Origin of the sequence: Bradyrhizobium sp. IC4059, assembly GCF_020193615.1 — a bacterium.
Taxonomy (GTDB): Bacteria; Pseudomonadota; Alphaproteobacteria; order Rhizobiales; family Xanthobacteraceae; genus Bradyrhizobium; species Bradyrhizobium yuanmingense.
Window position 1 is genome coordinate 508,457 of the sequence record NZ_JADYVH010000004.1, and the last position, 15,391, is coordinate 523,847.

A 15,391-nucleotide genomic window follows, 5' to 3' on the forward strand; every position below is an offset into this window, starting at 1 on the left:
TGCCGTTTCAAGTCGCGCTGCATCGAATTGACTTCGGCGCGCATTCCATATTTGCACGCCCTGTGATCCGTCGTACAGTGTAACGGCAAGCAGAAGTACAACAGCAACCACTCCGGTGAACGTGGCTCCTCGGCGCGATGCGCCGAGAGAGGGGACGTCTGTTGACGATTCGGTCCGATGGAGGACGATCGACGCACACTGAACTGCAAATACCCCTCGCAAGCCGCATTCACGAGACGCAATCAACAAACACAAGAGCGGGAGGAAGTGCAAATGAGGAAACAGTGGCTCAGCTCGGCCTTGGCTGTCGTTGTCGTTGCGACACTTGCAGCGACGGCGGCATTGGCTCAGTCCGTGGATACGGCCCGGATCGAGGCCGCCGGCCAGAACGATTGGCTCACCTATCACGGTTCGTACAAATCCCATCACTACAGCCCGCTTACACAGATCAATACGAGCAATGTCGGCAATCTGGGCGTGGCATGGATGCACATTCCCGGGCGATCGACGCGCGGCCTGCAGTCGATGCCGCTCGTCGCCGACGGCGTGCTGTACTATTCGGGCTCTTACAGCCGGGTCTTCGCGCTGAACGGCGCCAGCGGCGAGGTGATCTGGTCGTTCTTTCCGGAGCTGGATGAAGCGCTGATCAGCCGCCAGACCCACTCGCCCTATAACCGCGGCGTCGCTCTCGGCGAAGGCAAGGTCTTCGTCGGCACCATGGACGGTCGTGTCTTCGGGCTGGACGCCAAGACCGGAAAGGTTCTCTGGGAGACCAGGCTGATCGACTCGCAGAAGCTGACGGTCGGCTTCACCGGCGCGCCGCTCTACGCCAAGGGCAGCGTGATCATCGGCGCGCAAGGCGGCGAATGGCCGGGCCGCGGCCCGATCTTCGCGCTCGATGCCGCAACCGGAAAGAAGAAGTGGGAGTTCCTCACGGTCGCAGGCACCGAAGAGGCGATGAAGACCTGGGGCAACGAGTCCTGGCGCACCGGCGGTGGTGGCGGCTGGATGCCGGGCACCTACGATTCCGAGACCAACACTGTCCTGTGGGGCACTGCGAATCCGGCGCCGCTCTACGATTGGTCGGGTCCGGACTACAAGACCCAGGGGGCGCGTCCCGGCGATAACCTCTATACGAGCTCGGTGATCGGGCTCGACATCGATACCGGCAAGCTGAAATTCTACCATCAGGAACTGCCGCACGATGCCTGGGACTTCGACAGCTCGGTCGGCGAATTCGTGATGCTCGAGCGTGACGGCCAGAAATACGTCGTCCATCCGAACAAGGGCGGCTTTGTCTTCGTCTACGACCGCAATCTCAAAGTGAAGAACGTCTGGCGGCTGGTCGAGAACATCAACTTCGTCAAGGACATCGATCCCAAGACCGGCGCCCTGATCGGCCGTCGCGATTTCCCGGTCGGCAAGGTCACCGAACCGCCGCTGTGTCCGTTCATCGGCGGCGGCATCAGCTGGAACGCCGGCTCCTACAGCCCCAAGACCGGTCTCTATTACAAGATCGGACAGGAATGGTGCATGACGCTGGATATCCAGAAGACGACGCCGGTCACCACGCCGCAGGTCCAGCTCAACATCGGTGCCGATTTCAAGATGGTGCCTCCTCCGGGTGGCGAGATCTACGGACATCTCGACGCGCGCGATCCCATCACGGGCGCGAAGAAATGGGAGGTTCGCTATCCCGAGCCTCCGCTCGGAAGCGTGCTGTCGACCGCAGGCAACCTCGTCTTCGTGCCTGATTCGCGTGGCGTGCTGCACGCCTATGATGCCGAAACTGGCGCCGAGCTATGGAGGCACAACAACGGCACCGGCCATCAGGGCGGGATCGTCAGCTACTCCGTCGGCGGCAAGCAATATATCGCGGTGACGGCGGGCTTCGGCGGGATGCTGGCGGACGAATATGCGCCGAACTTCGGCGGCGTCTACAAGAGCATGCCGCGTGACGACGGCGCCCTGGTCGTCTTCAGCCTGAAATAGTCTGCCGCAGATGTTCCGATCCTGGAGCGGGCGCAAGCCCGCTCCTCGATCGATGTCGCGGCCGCGTGGCTCAGGAATGGAGCGTAGCTGTTGAGACTGTCTTGCAAGACGATTTTGGCGGGGCTGGGCGCCTCGTTGCTGTGGGCTGCGATGGCCCAGGCCCAATCCGCCACACCCGCGCCGGAGAACACGGCGTTCGAGGTCGAGCAGGTGTTTGCGGGGACTTGCGGCTTCTGTCACTCCGACGGTGGCCGGGCCGCTGGGAAGGGGCCGCAACTGATGAATTCGCCGCGCGACGACGACTATATCCGCAGTCGCATCAAGCTCGGCAAGCAAGGAGCGATGCCGGCCTTTGACGGCGCCTTCACCGACGCCCAGATCGACCAGATGGTCAAGTACATCCGCGCCCTGAAACCGCGCGACGGCTGACTAGCATAGAGTGTGGAATGAAGACATTTGCCCCGGTCATCGTCGCTGCCGCCATCGTCCTGTCGGGGCAGGCGGCGGCGCGCCCCCTGGAGGCGATCCGCTCCAGCGGCGTGATCGGGCTCTGCGCACATCCCAATTCGCTTCCCTTCGCGCACAAGACCGGCGATCCGCCCGGCTTCCAGGTCGAACTCGGTCGGGTGCTGGCACGCGAGCTCGGTGTCTCGCTGCGGCTCGACTGGATCATCACGCAGTACCAGATGCGCAGCGCCGGCTGCGACATTCTCCTGGACGTCATCGCCGATCGCGAAGCGCAAGGCGAAACCCGTCTGAGAATCTCCAAACCGTATTATCGCACAGGCGTCGCGCTCGCCGTGCCGTCATCCAGCACGCTCACGTCCTTCGCCAGCCTCAACGAATCGACCAAGGTGGGCGTGCAGGTTGGATCGATCGCAGCCATGATCATCGGTCAGCGGCGCGTGCCGATATCGACCTTCGGCTTCGAGAGCGACAGCCTGGAGGCCGTGTCGAACCGCGAGATCGACGCCGCCGCGGTCACGCCCACCGCCGCCAGCTATTTCAATCTGACCCATCCGGACAAACCGCTCCGGATCCTCGATCGCGACGAGAGCACGGCCGATCTGAACTGGAATGTCGGCGTCGGCATGGTCCGCCCGGACGATGCGTTGCGCGAAGCCATCGACGCAGCCGTGGAGCGGCTGCGCAGCGACGGCACGATCGACCGGATCTACCGCCGCTACGGCATCGCGCTGCAGGCGCCGAGATAGCGCGCTGCCGCGCGAATACGGAGCTCGCGTGCGGCCTCAGGCCGCCGCCTTCTTCCGCGCGAGCTCGGCCTTGTACAGCTCGAACTCCTCCGCGATCGCCTTGGCAATCGAAGGTCGCTGACGCAGCCGTTCGTGATACGCCTTCAGGTTCGGCCATTTCGCAAGCTCGATCGGCGGCGTCGCCATGGTCCAGTTGATGACCGTGACGAGATAGGCATCGGCCACGCTGAAATGGTCGAGCAGGAACTCGCGTCCTTTCAGGTAATTTTCGAGATAGTCGAGCCGCGACAGGTTCTTTTCCAGGGCATAGGCCTTGGCTTCCTGCGGCGCCTTGCGGTCGAGCATGGGGATGAAGAGGCCCTTGTGCAGCTCGGTGCCGATGAAGCAGAGCCATTGATGCAGCCGGGTGCGCTCGATGCCGGCGCTCGCGCCGAGGCCGGCTTGCGGGAAACGGTCCGCGACATATTGCAGGATCGCAGCGTTCTCGGTCAGCACCATGCCTTCATCGGTGCGCAGCGTCGGCACGAGGCCGATCGGATTCACGGTGCGGAAGTCGGAGCCGTCGCTCAAGACCTTCTTGGTCGGCGGATCGACTTCGAGGTAGTTCGCCTCGGCGCCGGCTTCATACAGCGCGACGCGTGTCGCCATCGAGCAGGCAAGCGGCGAGAAATAGAGATCCATCTGTAGCCTCCTTGGGCAATTCCTCTTTGGGTGTCGCTCAACCTGGCCAGATTGATTTTTGTACCATCTTGCATAATATGGGTGAGGTCAAGGAATAACTTGCGGAATGGTACAAAAATCGAAGCCGCCAGCTGCTGCCAATCAGCCCGAGCGTCGCGGCGAGTCCGAGCGTCGCGGTGGGCCTAAGCGCCGCGGCCGTCCGCGCGCCTACGAGCCCGATATCGCGCTCGGCAAGGCGCTCGACCTGTTCCGCAAGCAGGGTTTCGCGGCCACCTCGCTCGACGATCTCAGCGCAGCCACCGGCATGAACCGGCCGAGCCTCTACGGCGCCTTCGGCGACAAGCGCGAGCTCTACATCAAGAGCTATCAGCGCTACCGCGACGAGGCGGGCGCGGCGATGGTCGCGATCTTCCGCGAGGAGATGCCGCTGCGCCAGCGGCTGGAGCGCATCTACGCAGCCGCGCTGGACATCTATCTGTCCGGCGACACCGGACCGCGCGGTTGCTTCACGGTCGTGACCGCGGCCTCCGAGGCGGTCGGCGATCCCGAGATCCGCGCCATGGTGCTGGACGGCCTCACCGGGCTCGACAAGGCCTTTGCCAGTTGCTTCCGCCGCGCCAAGGAGAAAGGCGAGCTGCCGGAGAGCGCCGATCCGTTCGCGCTGGCACAGATCGCATCGGCCACCATCCACACCATCGCCATCCGCTCCCGCGCCCGCGTGCCGCGCAAGGAGCTGGAGGCGATCGTCAAGTGCGCGATCGACGTGATGATCGGCGCCAAAGGATAAGCTGGAAGCGAAGCTTCAATATCCCCGCGTTCGGTCCACCACGTTCTCCAGCGCGCCGCCCGCCTCAAACCGGGCGATCTGCTCGGCGACATAGGCCGAGATCGCATCCGCGTCGGTGTCGGCGGCATTGTGCGGCGTCAACACCACCTTGGGGTGGGTCCAGAACCGGCTGTCCTTCGGCTGCGGCTCCTGCACGAAGACGTCGAGCGAGGCGGCGCCGAGCGTGCCGTCGTCGAGGCAGGCGAGAATATCGGCCTCGTTCTGCAGGCCGCCGCGGCCGGCGTTGATCAGCACCGGCGCGCCGAGCGGGCTGGTGCGATTGAGCTTGGCGAAGACCTCGCGGTTGAGGATGCCGTGCGTGTCTGATGTCAGCGGCAGCAGGCAGACCAGGATATCGGTCTTGCGCAGGAACGCGTCCATTCCGGCGGCGCCATGGAAGCATTCGACGCCCTCGATCGTGCGCGGGCTGCGGCTCCAGCCGGCGACGCGGAAGCCGAGCCGCCGCAGCACGTCGGCCGCATCGGCGCCGAGCGTGCCCAGCCCCATGACGCCGACCGTGATCGCGCTCGCCGGCCACTGATATCTGGGCTCCCAGCGCTTCTCGCGCTGCGATTGCCGCAGGTAAAGCTCCTGGCGGTGATGCATCAGAACGTGCAGCACGACATATTCGGTCATGCGATTGGTGAGATCGGGCACGGCGACGCGCACCAGCGGCACCTCGGGCAGGCTCTTGTCCGCCATTAGCGCGTCAACGCCGGCGCCAAGGTTGAAGATCGCCCGCAGATTGGGGAACGCACCGAGATCGCCGGGCACCGGCTTCCACACCGCCGCATAATGCACCTCCGCCGGATCGAGCCCGGCGTCCGGCAGCAGCACCACGCGGCGTCCCCCGCAGACCGCGTCGAAGCGGGCCTTCCAGCGCTCCGGCAGCCAGTTCTGCTGCGTGCTGTTGATCAGGACGGCCAGTGTGCCCATGGTCATTCGAAGTGCCTCTTCAGGTTCCGCGCAAGAAGGCCCTCCTTGGCACGATCTGCCGGATTTTTCTTGCAAATTTTTTCCGCAGCGCTGTCGGGGCGGGGCATATTGGCGCGTCTTCAGAACAGACGAGGGAAGTGCTGCCCATGCTTTACGCCATTCTTTGCTATCACGATGAGGATTTCGTCGGCTCCTGGAGCAAGGAACAGGACGAGGCCGTGATGAAGAAGCTCACCGTGGTGCAGGAGAAGCTCACCAGGCAGGGTCGACTCGGGCCGGTGGCGCGGCTGTTGCCGACGACCGCGGCGGCGACGCTGCGCAAGGAGGATCCGCCGCTGGTGCTCGACGGTCCCTATGCCGAGACCAAGGAGCAGCTCCTCGGCTTCTACATCGTCGACTGCAAGAATCTCGACGACGCGCTCGACGTCGCACGCGAGCTGGGTGCCGCCAATCCCGGCGGCGCCTATGAGGTGCGTCCCGTCGGCGTATTCCGGCCCGGAGGAAACCTGACGTGAGCGAGGCCGATACCGCCTGGATCGAGACTGCGCTGACTTCGGCGCGACCCCAGGCGGTCGGCGCGCTGCTGCGCTATTTCCGCGATCTCGACACCGCCGAGGAGGCGTTTCAGAACGCCTGCCTGCGCGCGCTCAAGACCTGGCCGCAGAATGGGCCGCCGCGCGATCCCGCGGCCTGGCTGATCATGGTCGGCCGCAACGTCGCGATCGACGAAGTGCGACGCGCGCGCAGGCAGCAGCCGCTGCCTGAGGACGACCAGGCGATCTCCGATCTCGACGACGCCGAAGGCGAACTGGCCGAGCGGCTCGACGGCTCGCACTATCGCGACGACATCTTGCGGCTGATGTTCATCTGCTGCCATCCAGGACTGCCGGCGACGCAGCAGATCGCGCTGGCGCTGCGCATCGTCTCGGGCCTCACGGTGAAGCAGATCGCCCGCGCGTTCCTGGTTTCGGAAGCGGCGATGGAGCAGCGCATCACGCGCGCCAAGGCAAAGGTGGCCGAGGCCGGGACGCCGTTCGAGGCGCCGGGCGCGGTCGAGCGCTCTGAGCGGCTCGCCGGCGTCGCGGCGATGATCTACCTGATCTTCAATGAAGGCTATTCGGCGAGCGGTGACACCGCGGAGATCAGGAAGCCGCTGTGCGAGGAGGCGATCCGGCTGGCGCGGCTGCTGCTGCGGCTGTTTCCGAGCGAGCCGGAGATCATGGGCCTGACGGCGCTGATCCTGTTGCAGCACGCGCGCAGCGCGGCGCGCTTTGCCGCGGACGGGTCACTGATCCTGCTGGATGATCAGGATCGTTCCTTGTGGAACGGCACCATGATCGCGGAGGGCCTCGCGCTGATCGACAAGGCGATGCGCCACCGCCGCAGCGGGCCCTACCAGATCCAGGCCGCGATCGCCGCCCTGCATGCGCGCGCGGCGACGCCGGAGGAGACCGACTGGACGGAGATCGACCTGCTCTACGGCGCGCTCGAAGTGGTGCAGCCCTCGCCGGTGGTGACGCTCAACCGGGCGGTCGCGGTCTCCAAGGTGCGCGGGCCGCAGGCCGCGCTCGAGCTGATCGAGCCGCTGGCGCCGAAGCTCGCCAATTATTTCCATTTCTACGGCGTGCGCGGCGCCTTCCTGATGCAGCTCGGCCGCAACGACGAAGCCCGAATCGCCTTCGATCGCGCCATCGCGCTCGCCAACACCTCGGCCGAAGCCGCCCACATCCGCATGCATCTCGATCGCCTGATCCGGGACAGCCAGCCGAAGGCAAAGGAAAGCGCCAAGGCGAAGTAGGCCCGTCTGTTTCCACGCCATGACGTGGGGTGCGCAGTGCGCCAAAGAATTTCTGTCCCATTGTCGGGCCGGGGCCTCCCCCGTTCGTCCTAGGCTCCGTATCCACGGAGAGCTATCCATGCTGAAAGCCATTGCCGTCATCGCCATCGTTCTCGCCGCCGGCCTTGCCGCGGTCCTCGTCTTCGCCCTGACGAAACCCGACACGTTCCGTGTGGAACGCTCGCTCGCCGTCAAGGCACCGGCCGCTGCGATCTATCCGCTGGTTGCCGATTTCCATCGCTGGACCGCCTGGTCGCCGTATGAGACCCGCGATCCCGCCATGAAGCGGACGTTCGGCGGAACCGCGGCAGGGAAGGGTGCGACCTATGCCTGGGAGGGCAACAACAAGGTCGGCGCCGGCCATATGGAGATCCTGGAGGCGAACGGGCCCTCCAAGCTCCGCATCAAGCTTGATTTCGAGCGGCCGTTCGAAGGCCACAACACCGCCGAGTTCACCTTTGTGCCGCAAGGCGATGCCACACTCGTCACATGGGTAATGTACGGTCCGGCCCCGTTCCTGTCCAAGCTGATGCAGGTGTTCTTCAACATGGACAGCATGATCGGCAAGGATTTCGAGACCGGCCTCGCCGGCCTGAAGAAGCTCACCGAGAAGCAATAAGCCTCACTGCAAACGAAGAGGAGAGAAACGATGCTCAATCCCTATCTGTTCTACCAGGACAATTGCGAAGCAGCGTTCAACTATTACGCCAAGGTTCTCGGCGGCAAGATCGACGCGATGATGCGCGCATCGGATGCGCCGCCGGAGGTGCCGGCTACGCCCGGGCGCGAGAAGATGATCATGCATGCGCGGATGTCACTGCCGGACGGCACGGTATTGATGGCCTCCGACTCGCCGGCCGAGCATTTCCAGAAGCCGCAGGGCTTTGCAATCTCGCTTACGGTCAAGGACCCCGCGGATGGTGAGCGCAAGTTCAACGCGCTTGCCGACGGCGGCAGCGTCACCATGCCCTTCAGCAAGACGTTCTGGGCCAAGGGCTTCGGCATGTGTGTCGACAAGTTCGGCATTCCCTGGATGGTGAATTGCCCGGCCGAGGGCATGTGATAGGAGCATGATCCGGAAAAGTGTGAAGCGGTTTTCCGAAAAGATCATGCTCAAACAACAACCTAAAGCGCGATGACGATTTATCCTATCGCATCGCGCTTTGGGCGCGACCGTCGCGTTGCGATGCCTCTCTCCAATGCTGCGGGAGAGGGGACGTACGTTTCGTTACGTTAGGCGCCGATCAGCCGTTGTCCTTTCACCGGATTGATCCGGTGACGTCCTCGGGCGGCGGCGACGATTCCACGCAGCGAGGACAGATCACGAGCTTGGCGCCCAGCTTCCTGTCGTTCTCCGCCTGTATCTCGTCCTGGACCGCCCACCACGCCTCGGAATAGGGGCGCAATGTGCCGAGCACTTTTTCGCGCTCCTGATTGGGATCACTTGCAGCCGGCGCGCCGGTCGTGACGCGCCGCTTGGCCACATGCGGACGGTTCGGATCCTTGCCGAGGCCATCCCATGCAATGGCGCGGCGTTCCTGCGCTGGCGCCTCTGCGCATCCGATCAGCGCTGTGCAAAAAGTGAGCACGATCAAGCCGTGTCGAATCATGCCGGGCTTTTGCCTCCACAATCGGCGCGCAGAATCTGCGTGAGACACGCGCATCGTCGGTTCAATGGAACTCAAGGCAAAACAAACTTGCCGGCATGGCCGAATATGAGTCGTGCTTTCGCATCACTTTGCGGACGCAGTGAGGCCGCTTCGTGAAGCGAGCTGCATCGCACAACAATTGGCGCAAGATTGGGCTGTGCTCTGCACGTCAGAATCGTTATTGGTGAGTCATAAAAGCTACAAACTGGGATGGACGTCACTTGCAAGGGGAGCGACCGATGGCGGCGGCGCTACAGATCAACTTTGCTCTTTGGGGAATGCTCATTTGCGCCAGCGCGAAGCTGGCGCCAGTGATCCAGACGCTGTTTTGAAAGCGGTGGCGGCTGCCGGCTGTATCAGCGGCAACGCGGATAGATCGCGGCGAGATCGCGCCCCTTCAACAGCAGCAACCGCGAGGTCAGACCGCCACGTCGGCTGATCCAGTCGCGCACCGGACCGGGATAGGCGGCAAGCACCGCGACCGATGCTTCCGGCTCGGCATAGAAGCGGCCGCGCCGGTCAACCGAGCGTGCGGCATGGAAGCCGAGCACGGCGCGCTTGGTGACGCAGATGCGCTCGCCCGGCACGATGCTCAGCACCAGCGTGCAGGCGGACAGGCAGGGGCCGTCGATCACCACGCGCTCGCCACTGTCGCGGACCTTTTCGAACAGATCGAGGAACGGCCCGACCTGTCCGCCCGGGGACTGGATGATGCGGATCTCGGCCGCCGCAGGCGCGGCGGCGAGCAGCGCGGATGCAAGCATCAGAGCTTTGAGGAAGGTGATGCGTTGCATGAACTCTCCACCAACTCGCTTTCGTAGGGTGGGCAAAGCGTAGCGTGCCCACCATCCGCACCGCAAATTTGGGATCGGCGCGTTGCGCCTTTGCCCACCCTACAAATCCTGCGCCTACCCGTTGCGCCTTTGCCCGCGCAGCGTCGGCAGGCCGATGCCCGCCGCATCGAAGCCGCCGTCCACGGCCAAAATTTGGCCGGTGATGTAGCTCGCGCGGCCCGAGCACAGGAAATAGATCGCTTCCGCGAGTTCCTCTTCCAGGCCGTAGCGGTTGAGCGGAATGGCGTCGTGATAGTCGGCGCGGATCTCCTTGGTGTGCACCTGCTTCGCCATCGCGGTGTCGACCGGCCCCGGTGCGACCGCGTTGACGCGGATGTTGAGGGAGGCGAGCTCGACCGCGAGCTGCTTGGTAAGGTGTGCAAGGCCTGCTTTGCTGGTGCCGTAGGCCGAGCGCAGTGTCGAAGCGCGCACGGCTGAGATCGAGGTGATGTTGACGATGGCGCCGCCACCACCGTCGCGCATCAGGGGCACCGCGGCCTTAGTGCAGAGGAACGGTCCGGTGAGGTTGACCTCGAGCACGCGGCGCCAGTCGGCATCCGACGTCTCCATCAGCGGCGCGAACACCGCGATGCCGGCATTGTTGACCAGCGCGTCCAGCCGGCCGAACCGCCGCTCGATCGTCGTCATTGCGGTGCTGACTGCGGCCGCGTCGGCGACATCGCAGGTCAGCGCCAGCGTCGCCTCGCTCTGGCCGATGTCCGCGACCGCGCGGCCGAGCAGTTCGTGCTCGATGTCGAGCAGGGCCACGCGCCAGCCCTCGGCCAGGAATTTCTTCGCGGTCGCAAGCCCGATGCCGCGGGCGGCACCGGTGACGAGGGCGACTTTTTGCGGGGCTTGCGGCATTGCCTGATCTGTCCTGTGTCCGGGAGCAGCGCGCGAAGCGCCGGTTCCTTTTACTGCGCTTTCGTTCCGGCATGAAAGGCCTCGCCGAGCCGATCGAGCCCGATGCGGCCCAGAATGCGCCAGCCGCGGCTGCGCTGCGGCCTCGAAATAATTTCTGTCCCGCTGTCGGCCCGGCAGAAGGCCGTTCGTCTTGGAGGGGACGCGGGCCCGGCCGTTTCCGCCCGCAGGACATATCGGAATGACTGAGAGCAGCAAGGAACTCCCATGCGATTCATGATGCTGATGATCCCGCTCGGCTACGAGAACGCGCCGCCGGAGCTGCAGCTCGATCCCGAGCGCGTCGCCGCGATGATGCGCTACAACGAGGCGCTGAAGGACGCAGGCGTGCTGATCACGCTCGATGGGCTGCACCCGCCGTCGACCGGGGCACGCGTCTCGTTTGCGACCGGCCAGCCCATCGTCACCGACGGGCCCTTCGCGGAAGCCAAGGAAGTCCTGGGCGGCTATTGGATGATCGAGGTCGCCTCGCGCGCCGAGGCGATCGCCTGGGCCAAGAAATGTCCCGCTTCAGCCAACGAGATCATCGAGGTCCGCCAGGTGCAGGAGATGGCCGACTACTCGCCCGAAGTGCAGGAGATCGTCGCCGGGTTTGGCGACCTGAAGACGTAGACGAGACGGCGGCTGCGCGATTCCCAATCAACCCTGAGGAGAAAACCCATGAGCACCGAACACAAATTTCTCGCCGTCTATCTCGGCAGCACGAGCGGATCGAAAATGGCGGCGTGGCGCGCGATGCCCGAGGCCGAGCGGAAGGCGAAGGAGCAGGAGGGCATGGCCGCCTGGCACGGCTGGGTCGAGAAGCACAAGTCCGTGATCGTCGAGATGGGCGGCCCGCTCGGCAAGACCCGCAGGATCGACGGGAGCGGAATCACCGAGGTCAGCAACGCGCTGACCGGTTTCACGGTGGTGCGTGCCGCCTCGCAGGAGGACGCTGCAAAGCTGTTCGAGAACCATCCGCATTTTGCGGTCTTCCCGGGCGAGGCGATCGAAGTCATGCCCGTGCTGCCGATTCCGGAGATGTAGCCCTGAGCGAATAGGTATCCGGGCGGCCAAGTGGGCGTCATTCCGGGGCGGTCCGCAGGACCGAACCCGGAATCTCGACATTCTCAGGTGCGCAAGCGCGCACCATAGTTCGGCTCTATGAGCCGCCCGGAACGACTGCGGAGAATACGGGTTAATCACGAGCGATTCCCGCTAGTGACCTTCACGCCCGGCTCATGTAAAGCTCGTTCACATGAGCTGGCGCAAGGAGCAGCGCCGCGCCGAGCGCGGCTATCACCACGGCAATCTGAAGGAAGCCCTGTTGCAGGCGGCCCTCGGGCTGATCGCCGAGAAGGGGGCGGCCGGCTTCACCTTCGCCGACGCCGCGCGCATGGCCGGAGTCAGTGCGGCGGCGCCCTACCGGCATTTCCGCGACCGTGACGAGCTGCTGTCCTCTATCGCCCAGCGCGGTTTCGAGCAGTTCGAGGCGCGCCTGTCGGCGGCCTGGGACGACGGGCGGCCCGACACCGTCACCGCCTTCGAGCGCGTCGGCAAGGCCTATCTCGCCTTTGCCCGCGCGGAGCCGGCCTTCTACAACGCGATGTTCGAATCGGGCGTGCCGGTCGATGCCAATCCCGCACTTCAGGCGGCCAGCGAACGCGCCTTCAACATCATTCGAGCCGCAGCCGAGCGGCTCGCCGCACTGACGCCGCCCGGCACACCCCGCCCGCCGGCGATGATGATGGCGCTGCACATCTGGTCGATGTCGCATGGCGTGGCCTCGCTGTTTTCCCGCGGCGATGCTGCGCGACGCAAGCTGCCGATGTCGCCGGACGAGCTGCTGGAGGCCGAGGTGCTGATCTATCTGCGCGGCCTCGGCTTCCCGATCGACCGCCGTCCTCCGGCCAGGGGCGCCGAGCCGCCGCCGGTGCCGCCGGAGGCTCCCTCCGGTTCGGGCCTGCCGCCCGGCAGCCCCTGGGGCAAGCCGAAATAAGATTGCGCAAGTAATCACGCGGGCGTGTCTTGCTGCCAGCTTGACAAAATCGCGGGATGGTCTAGCTATGTAAATGTTATTTACATTCACAACGGCGCTGGTGCCGTGATGGAGAAGGGAAATGGCCTACACCGCTGATGTCAATCGCTGGCGCGGCCCGTCGGACCAACAGCAATATTACGAGCGCCCCCGCATGCTGGACACGCCCTGGCATCCCGGCTGGATCGCCGTGACCATTCTCGGCTTCATCATCTGGTGGCCGATCGGACTTGCCCTCCTCTTTTTCACACTCGGGAGCAGAAGAATGTCGTGCTGGAGCAATCAGGATCGCTGGCAGAACAAGATGGAAAAGATGCAGTACAAGATGGATCGCATGCGCGACCGCATGGAGCGCCGCGGCTTCGGCTTTGGCTTCGGCCCGCCGTCCTCCGGCAACCGCGCCTTCGACGAGTATCGCAGTGAGACACTGCGCCGGCTCGAGGAAGAGCAGGTCGAGTTCAAGAACTTCCTCGACCGCCTGCGTCACGCCAAGGACAAGGAAGAGTTCGATCAGTTCATGGCGCAGCACAAGACGCGTCCGACCCCGCCGCCGACCGACCAGCAGCAGGGCTGATCCGAAGAATTACACCTCTCAAAGGCTTCAGGCGCATGCCCCCAAAGTCCTGATGGCCCCGAGCCGCCCGCCTGCGCAACCCGCAGGCGGGCGGTTTGGTTTATGTCACACTTCGATGGTCGTCCTGGCGATGCGAAGCGCCTGCGAGGGCTTTGCGAGGCCCATCACGCAGATGTGCAGGATCGATAGAACCCGGACCGCGCTAGCACCGACCAAGCCTTGACTGCGCCTCCGCGGCGCCGACGGGCACGATCATGACCAACATTGAACGCAAACAAATCAGCCAGCGCCTCGCATTGTTCGAGCGCGCGGCCGTGTTGTTCGAGCGCTTCGGCCCTGTGGTGCCGGTGGCGATTGCGTTCCTCAATGGGTGGCCCACGGAAGTTCAGCTCTACCCGGAATGGCAGCTCGGCGAGTCCTGGCGGTTGTTTCTCAGCGCCAATCTATATTGGGGCGCATCGTACGCACTCAGCCGCGCTGTGTCGTTCGCGCAGGGAAGTATCGTCCCATGATCCTGCTCCGCGATTTCGCGCTTTTCGTCCTGCCCGTGCTGATCGCCGCAGGCGGCTGGCTCTATGCGCTCAGCCTCCGCAAGCAGGCTGACCCCGGCCGCGCCCGCGATGGACGCGCCCCGGCAACATGACCGGTGCCGGCCGGTGTCGCATGGCGTGGAGTTTCAGCGCGCCGTGGCGAGTTGCGCGTGAACCGAGGCCAGGAAGTATTCGTAGGCGTGGTCGACGATCTCGTTGAGCGATCGCGTTCGCGCGAACATCGCCTTGGCCTCCGCGAGAAACTCCTCGCGTGTCGGGATCTTCGGCAGATGCAGATGCGTCAGCGCGTCGACACCTTCATGCGCGCGATTGAGGATGTCGTGCAGCGTCGGCAGCTGCAACTGGGCGAGATCGGCCCGGCGGCGTGCCGACGAGATCGCATGCGCCAGGGTTTGCGCATCGAACCGTCCGGCGAGCTCGCGGGCCGCCCGCTGGATGACCCGCGCGCCGAGCGGCTGCTCGTTGCGCAGCACCTGTTCGGGCGGCGCCTTCATGTTCCAGACGACGCCGATCCACGACAGCAGCGTCAGGATGTAATAGGTCACGTCGACCTCCCACCAGCGAAAGCCCTGTCGCACGCTGCTCTGATAGGCGTGGTGATTGTTGTGCCAGCCTTCACCGAGCGTGACCAATGCCAGCAGCCAGTTGTTACGGGAATCATCGCCGGTCACGTAGCGCTTGCGCCCGTGCACATGGGCAAGCGAATTGATGCAGAAGGTCGCGTGATAGACCAGCACCGTGCTCCAGAGGAAGCCGACCACCAGACCCGACCATCCTGCGACCAGGAAGCAAAGCCCTGCCAGCACGAAGGCCGGCAGCAGCTCCAGCCGATGCAGCCACATCAGCTCGGGATAGGCGGCGAGATCGCCGACCTTCACGAGGTCGGTTGCGTCGTGCTGCCGGTAAAAGATCCAGCCGAGATGGCTATAGAGGAAGCCGCGGTGACGCGGTGAATGCACGTCGTTTTCAGTGTCGGAATGCAGGTGATGGTGGCGATGCTTGGCCGCCCACCACAACACGCTCTTCTGGGCGCTGCTTTGCGCAAGGCAGGCCAGGATGAACTGAAACACCCGGCTGGTCGCAAACGCCCGATGCGAGAAATAGCGATGGTAGCCGGCTCCGATCGCGAACATCCGCAAGCAATAGAGTGAGACGCAGATCGCGACCGCCTCCCAGGTGACGCCCGACCAGATTGCCGCAAGGCAGCCGAGATGGACCAGCAGGAACGGCAGGGCGGATGGATACATGATGTCGTCGTGCTGGTCGTCGGCGGGGGCGTTGAGCGGCATATTTGAGCGTGACCTCGGATGACGTGGATTCGGAACTGGCCGGCAGCTTGACGTCCGGCGGGTACCAAAAC

20 protein-coding genes are annotated in these 15,391 nt (G+C 64.5%); 14 read left to right on the forward strand and 6 right to left on the reverse strand.

The features are described from left to right. Nucleotides 1–273 precede the first annotated feature (273 nt). The 3 genes from I6F12_RS15910 to I6F12_RS15920 all read left to right on the forward strand — a co-directional run bounded on the left by I6F12_RS15910 (nt 274) and on the right by I6F12_RS15920 (nt 3,206). On the forward strand, nt 274–1,992 hold the full coding sequence (locus I6F12_RS15910) for a PQQ-binding-like beta-propeller repeat protein (RefSeq protein WP_035998486.1): 1,719 nt from the start codon (nt 274–276) through the stop codon (nt 1,990–1,992). Between the two features lie 114 nt (nt 1,993–2,106). Then, nucleotides 2,107–2,421 carry a cytochrome c gene (locus I6F12_RS15915; protein WP_225126332.1) on the forward strand — a complete coding sequence of 105 codons (315 nt, stop codon included), beginning with the start codon at nt 2,107–2,109 and terminating at the stop codon, nt 2,419–2,421. 17 nt (nt 2,422–2,438) lie between these two features. Continuing rightward, entirely contained in the window at nt 2,439–3,206 is a 768-nt protein-coding gene (locus tag I6F12_RS15920; RefSeq protein ID WP_035998489.1) for a transporter substrate-binding domain-containing protein, read from the forward strand. Nucleotides 3,207–3,242: 36 nt separating this feature from the next. On the opposite strand, the gene I6F12_RS15925 is transcribed toward I6F12_RS15920, so the two are convergent. Then, a complete protein-coding gene (locus tag I6F12_RS15925; RefSeq protein WP_225156801.1) occupies nt 3,243–3,887 on the reverse strand; it encodes a glutathione binding-like protein in 645 nt (214 codons plus the stop codon). Between the two features lie 106 nt (nt 3,888–3,993). Between I6F12_RS15925 and I6F12_RS15930 the strand changes: the two genes are divergently transcribed. Beyond that, complete coding sequence (locus I6F12_RS15930) at nt 3,994–4,674, forward strand: TetR/AcrR family transcriptional regulator (RefSeq protein WP_225156802.1); 681 nt, start codon at nt 3,994–3,996, stop codon at nt 4,672–4,674. 15 nt (nt 4,675–4,689) lie between these two features. Here the strand turns inward: I6F12_RS15930 and I6F12_RS15935 are convergent, their stop codons facing one another. After that, nucleotides 4,690–5,655, reverse strand: a complete 966-nt coding sequence (locus I6F12_RS15935; protein WP_109142496.1) for a glyoxylate/hydroxypyruvate reductase A — start codon at nt 5,653–5,655, stop codon at nt 4,690–4,692. 140 nt (nt 5,656–5,795) lie between these two features. On the opposite strand from I6F12_RS15935, the gene I6F12_RS15940 reads away from it, so the two are divergent. The 4 genes from I6F12_RS15940 to I6F12_RS15955 all read left to right on the forward strand — a co-directional run bounded on the left by I6F12_RS15940 (nt 5,796) and on the right by I6F12_RS15955 (nt 8,549). Continuing rightward, nucleotides 5,796–6,164, forward strand: coding sequence for a YciI family protein (locus I6F12_RS15940; RefSeq protein WP_035998498.1), 369 nt, complete (start codon nt 5,796–5,798; stop codon nt 6,162–6,164). After that, a complete protein-coding gene (locus I6F12_RS15945; protein ID WP_035998501.1) occupies nt 6,161–7,447 on the forward strand; it encodes an RNA polymerase sigma factor in 1,287 nt (428 codons plus the stop codon). Before I6F12_RS15940 ends, I6F12_RS15945 begins: the two co-directional genes overlap by 4 nt. A 118-nt stretch (nt 7,448–7,565) precedes the next feature. Further along, nucleotides 7,566–8,105, forward strand: a complete 540-nt coding sequence (gene kdpF, locus I6F12_RS15950) for a K(+)-transporting ATPase subunit F (RefSeq protein WP_035998503.1) — start codon at nt 7,566–7,568, stop codon at nt 8,103–8,105. A gap of 30 nt (nt 8,106–8,135) precedes the next feature. Next, nucleotides 8,136–8,549, forward strand: coding sequence for a VOC family protein (locus I6F12_RS15955; protein WP_035998505.1), 414 nt, complete (start codon nt 8,136–8,138; stop codon nt 8,547–8,549). A 196-nt stretch (nt 8,550–8,745) separates the two neighbouring features. On the opposite strand, the gene I6F12_RS15960 is transcribed toward I6F12_RS15955, so the two are convergent. From I6F12_RS15960 to I6F12_RS15970, 3 genes are all read right to left on the reverse strand, one after another. Continuing rightward, nucleotides 8,746–9,096, reverse strand: coding sequence for a hypothetical protein (locus I6F12_RS15960; protein ID WP_036041329.1), 351 nt, complete (start codon nt 9,094–9,096; stop codon nt 8,746–8,748). A gap of 395 nt (nt 9,097–9,491) precedes the next feature. Further along, nucleotides 9,492–9,929 carry a hypothetical protein gene (locus I6F12_RS15965; protein ID WP_035998510.1) on the reverse strand — a complete coding sequence of 146 codons (438 nt, stop codon included), beginning with the start codon at nt 9,927–9,929 and terminating at the stop codon, nt 9,492–9,494. A 114-nt stretch (nt 9,930–10,043) separates the two neighbouring features. Further along, nucleotides 10,044–10,832 carry an SDR family oxidoreductase gene (locus I6F12_RS15970; protein WP_036021843.1) on the reverse strand — a complete coding sequence of 263 codons (789 nt, stop codon included), beginning with the start codon at nt 10,830–10,832 and terminating at the stop codon, nt 10,044–10,046. Between the two features lie 264 nt (nt 10,833–11,096). Here I6F12_RS15970 and I6F12_RS15975 point away from each other — a divergent pair, with 264 nt between their 5' ends. The 6 genes from I6F12_RS15975 (at nt 11,097) to I6F12_RS37330 (ending at nt 14,123) form a co-directional block, all read left to right on the forward strand. Then, nucleotides 11,097–11,501, forward strand: coding sequence for a YciI family protein (locus I6F12_RS15975; RefSeq protein ID WP_035998515.1), 405 nt, complete (start codon nt 11,097–11,099; stop codon nt 11,499–11,501). Between the two features lie 48 nt (nt 11,502–11,549). Continuing rightward, complete coding sequence (locus I6F12_RS15980) at nt 11,550–11,915, forward strand: YciI family protein (RefSeq protein WP_035998517.1); 366 nt, start codon at nt 11,550–11,552, stop codon at nt 11,913–11,915. 211 nt (nt 11,916–12,126) lie between these two features. Then, nucleotides 12,127–12,867, forward strand: a complete 741-nt coding sequence (locus tag I6F12_RS15985) for a TetR/AcrR family transcriptional regulator (protein ID WP_057028075.1) — start codon at nt 12,127–12,129, stop codon at nt 12,865–12,867. Between the two features lie 121 nt (nt 12,868–12,988). Further along, complete coding sequence (locus tag I6F12_RS15990) at nt 12,989–13,480, forward strand: DUF2852 domain-containing protein (RefSeq protein WP_035998538.1); 492 nt, start codon at nt 12,989–12,991, stop codon at nt 13,478–13,480. 254 nt (nt 13,481–13,734) lie between these two features. Further along, nucleotides 13,735–13,992 (forward strand): hypothetical protein, encoded by a 258-nt coding sequence (locus I6F12_RS15995; protein ID WP_035998541.1) that lies wholly within the window; start codon nt 13,735–13,737, stop codon nt 13,990–13,992. Beyond that, the gene (locus I6F12_RS37330; protein WP_260344240.1) at nt 13,989–14,123 is read left to right on the forward strand and encodes a hypothetical protein; all 135 of its coding nucleotides are present in this window, start codon (nt 13,989–13,991) and stop codon (nt 14,121–14,123) included. The genes I6F12_RS15995 and I6F12_RS37330 overlap by 4 nt, the downstream gene beginning before the upstream one ends. Nucleotides 14,124–14,156: 33 nt before the next feature. On the opposite strand, the gene I6F12_RS16000 is transcribed toward I6F12_RS37330, so the two are convergent. Beyond that, entirely contained in the window at nt 14,157–15,320 is a 1,164-nt protein-coding gene (locus I6F12_RS16000; protein ID WP_057028073.1) for a fatty acid desaturase, read from the reverse strand. Nucleotides 15,321–15,391: the final 71 nt, after the last annotated feature.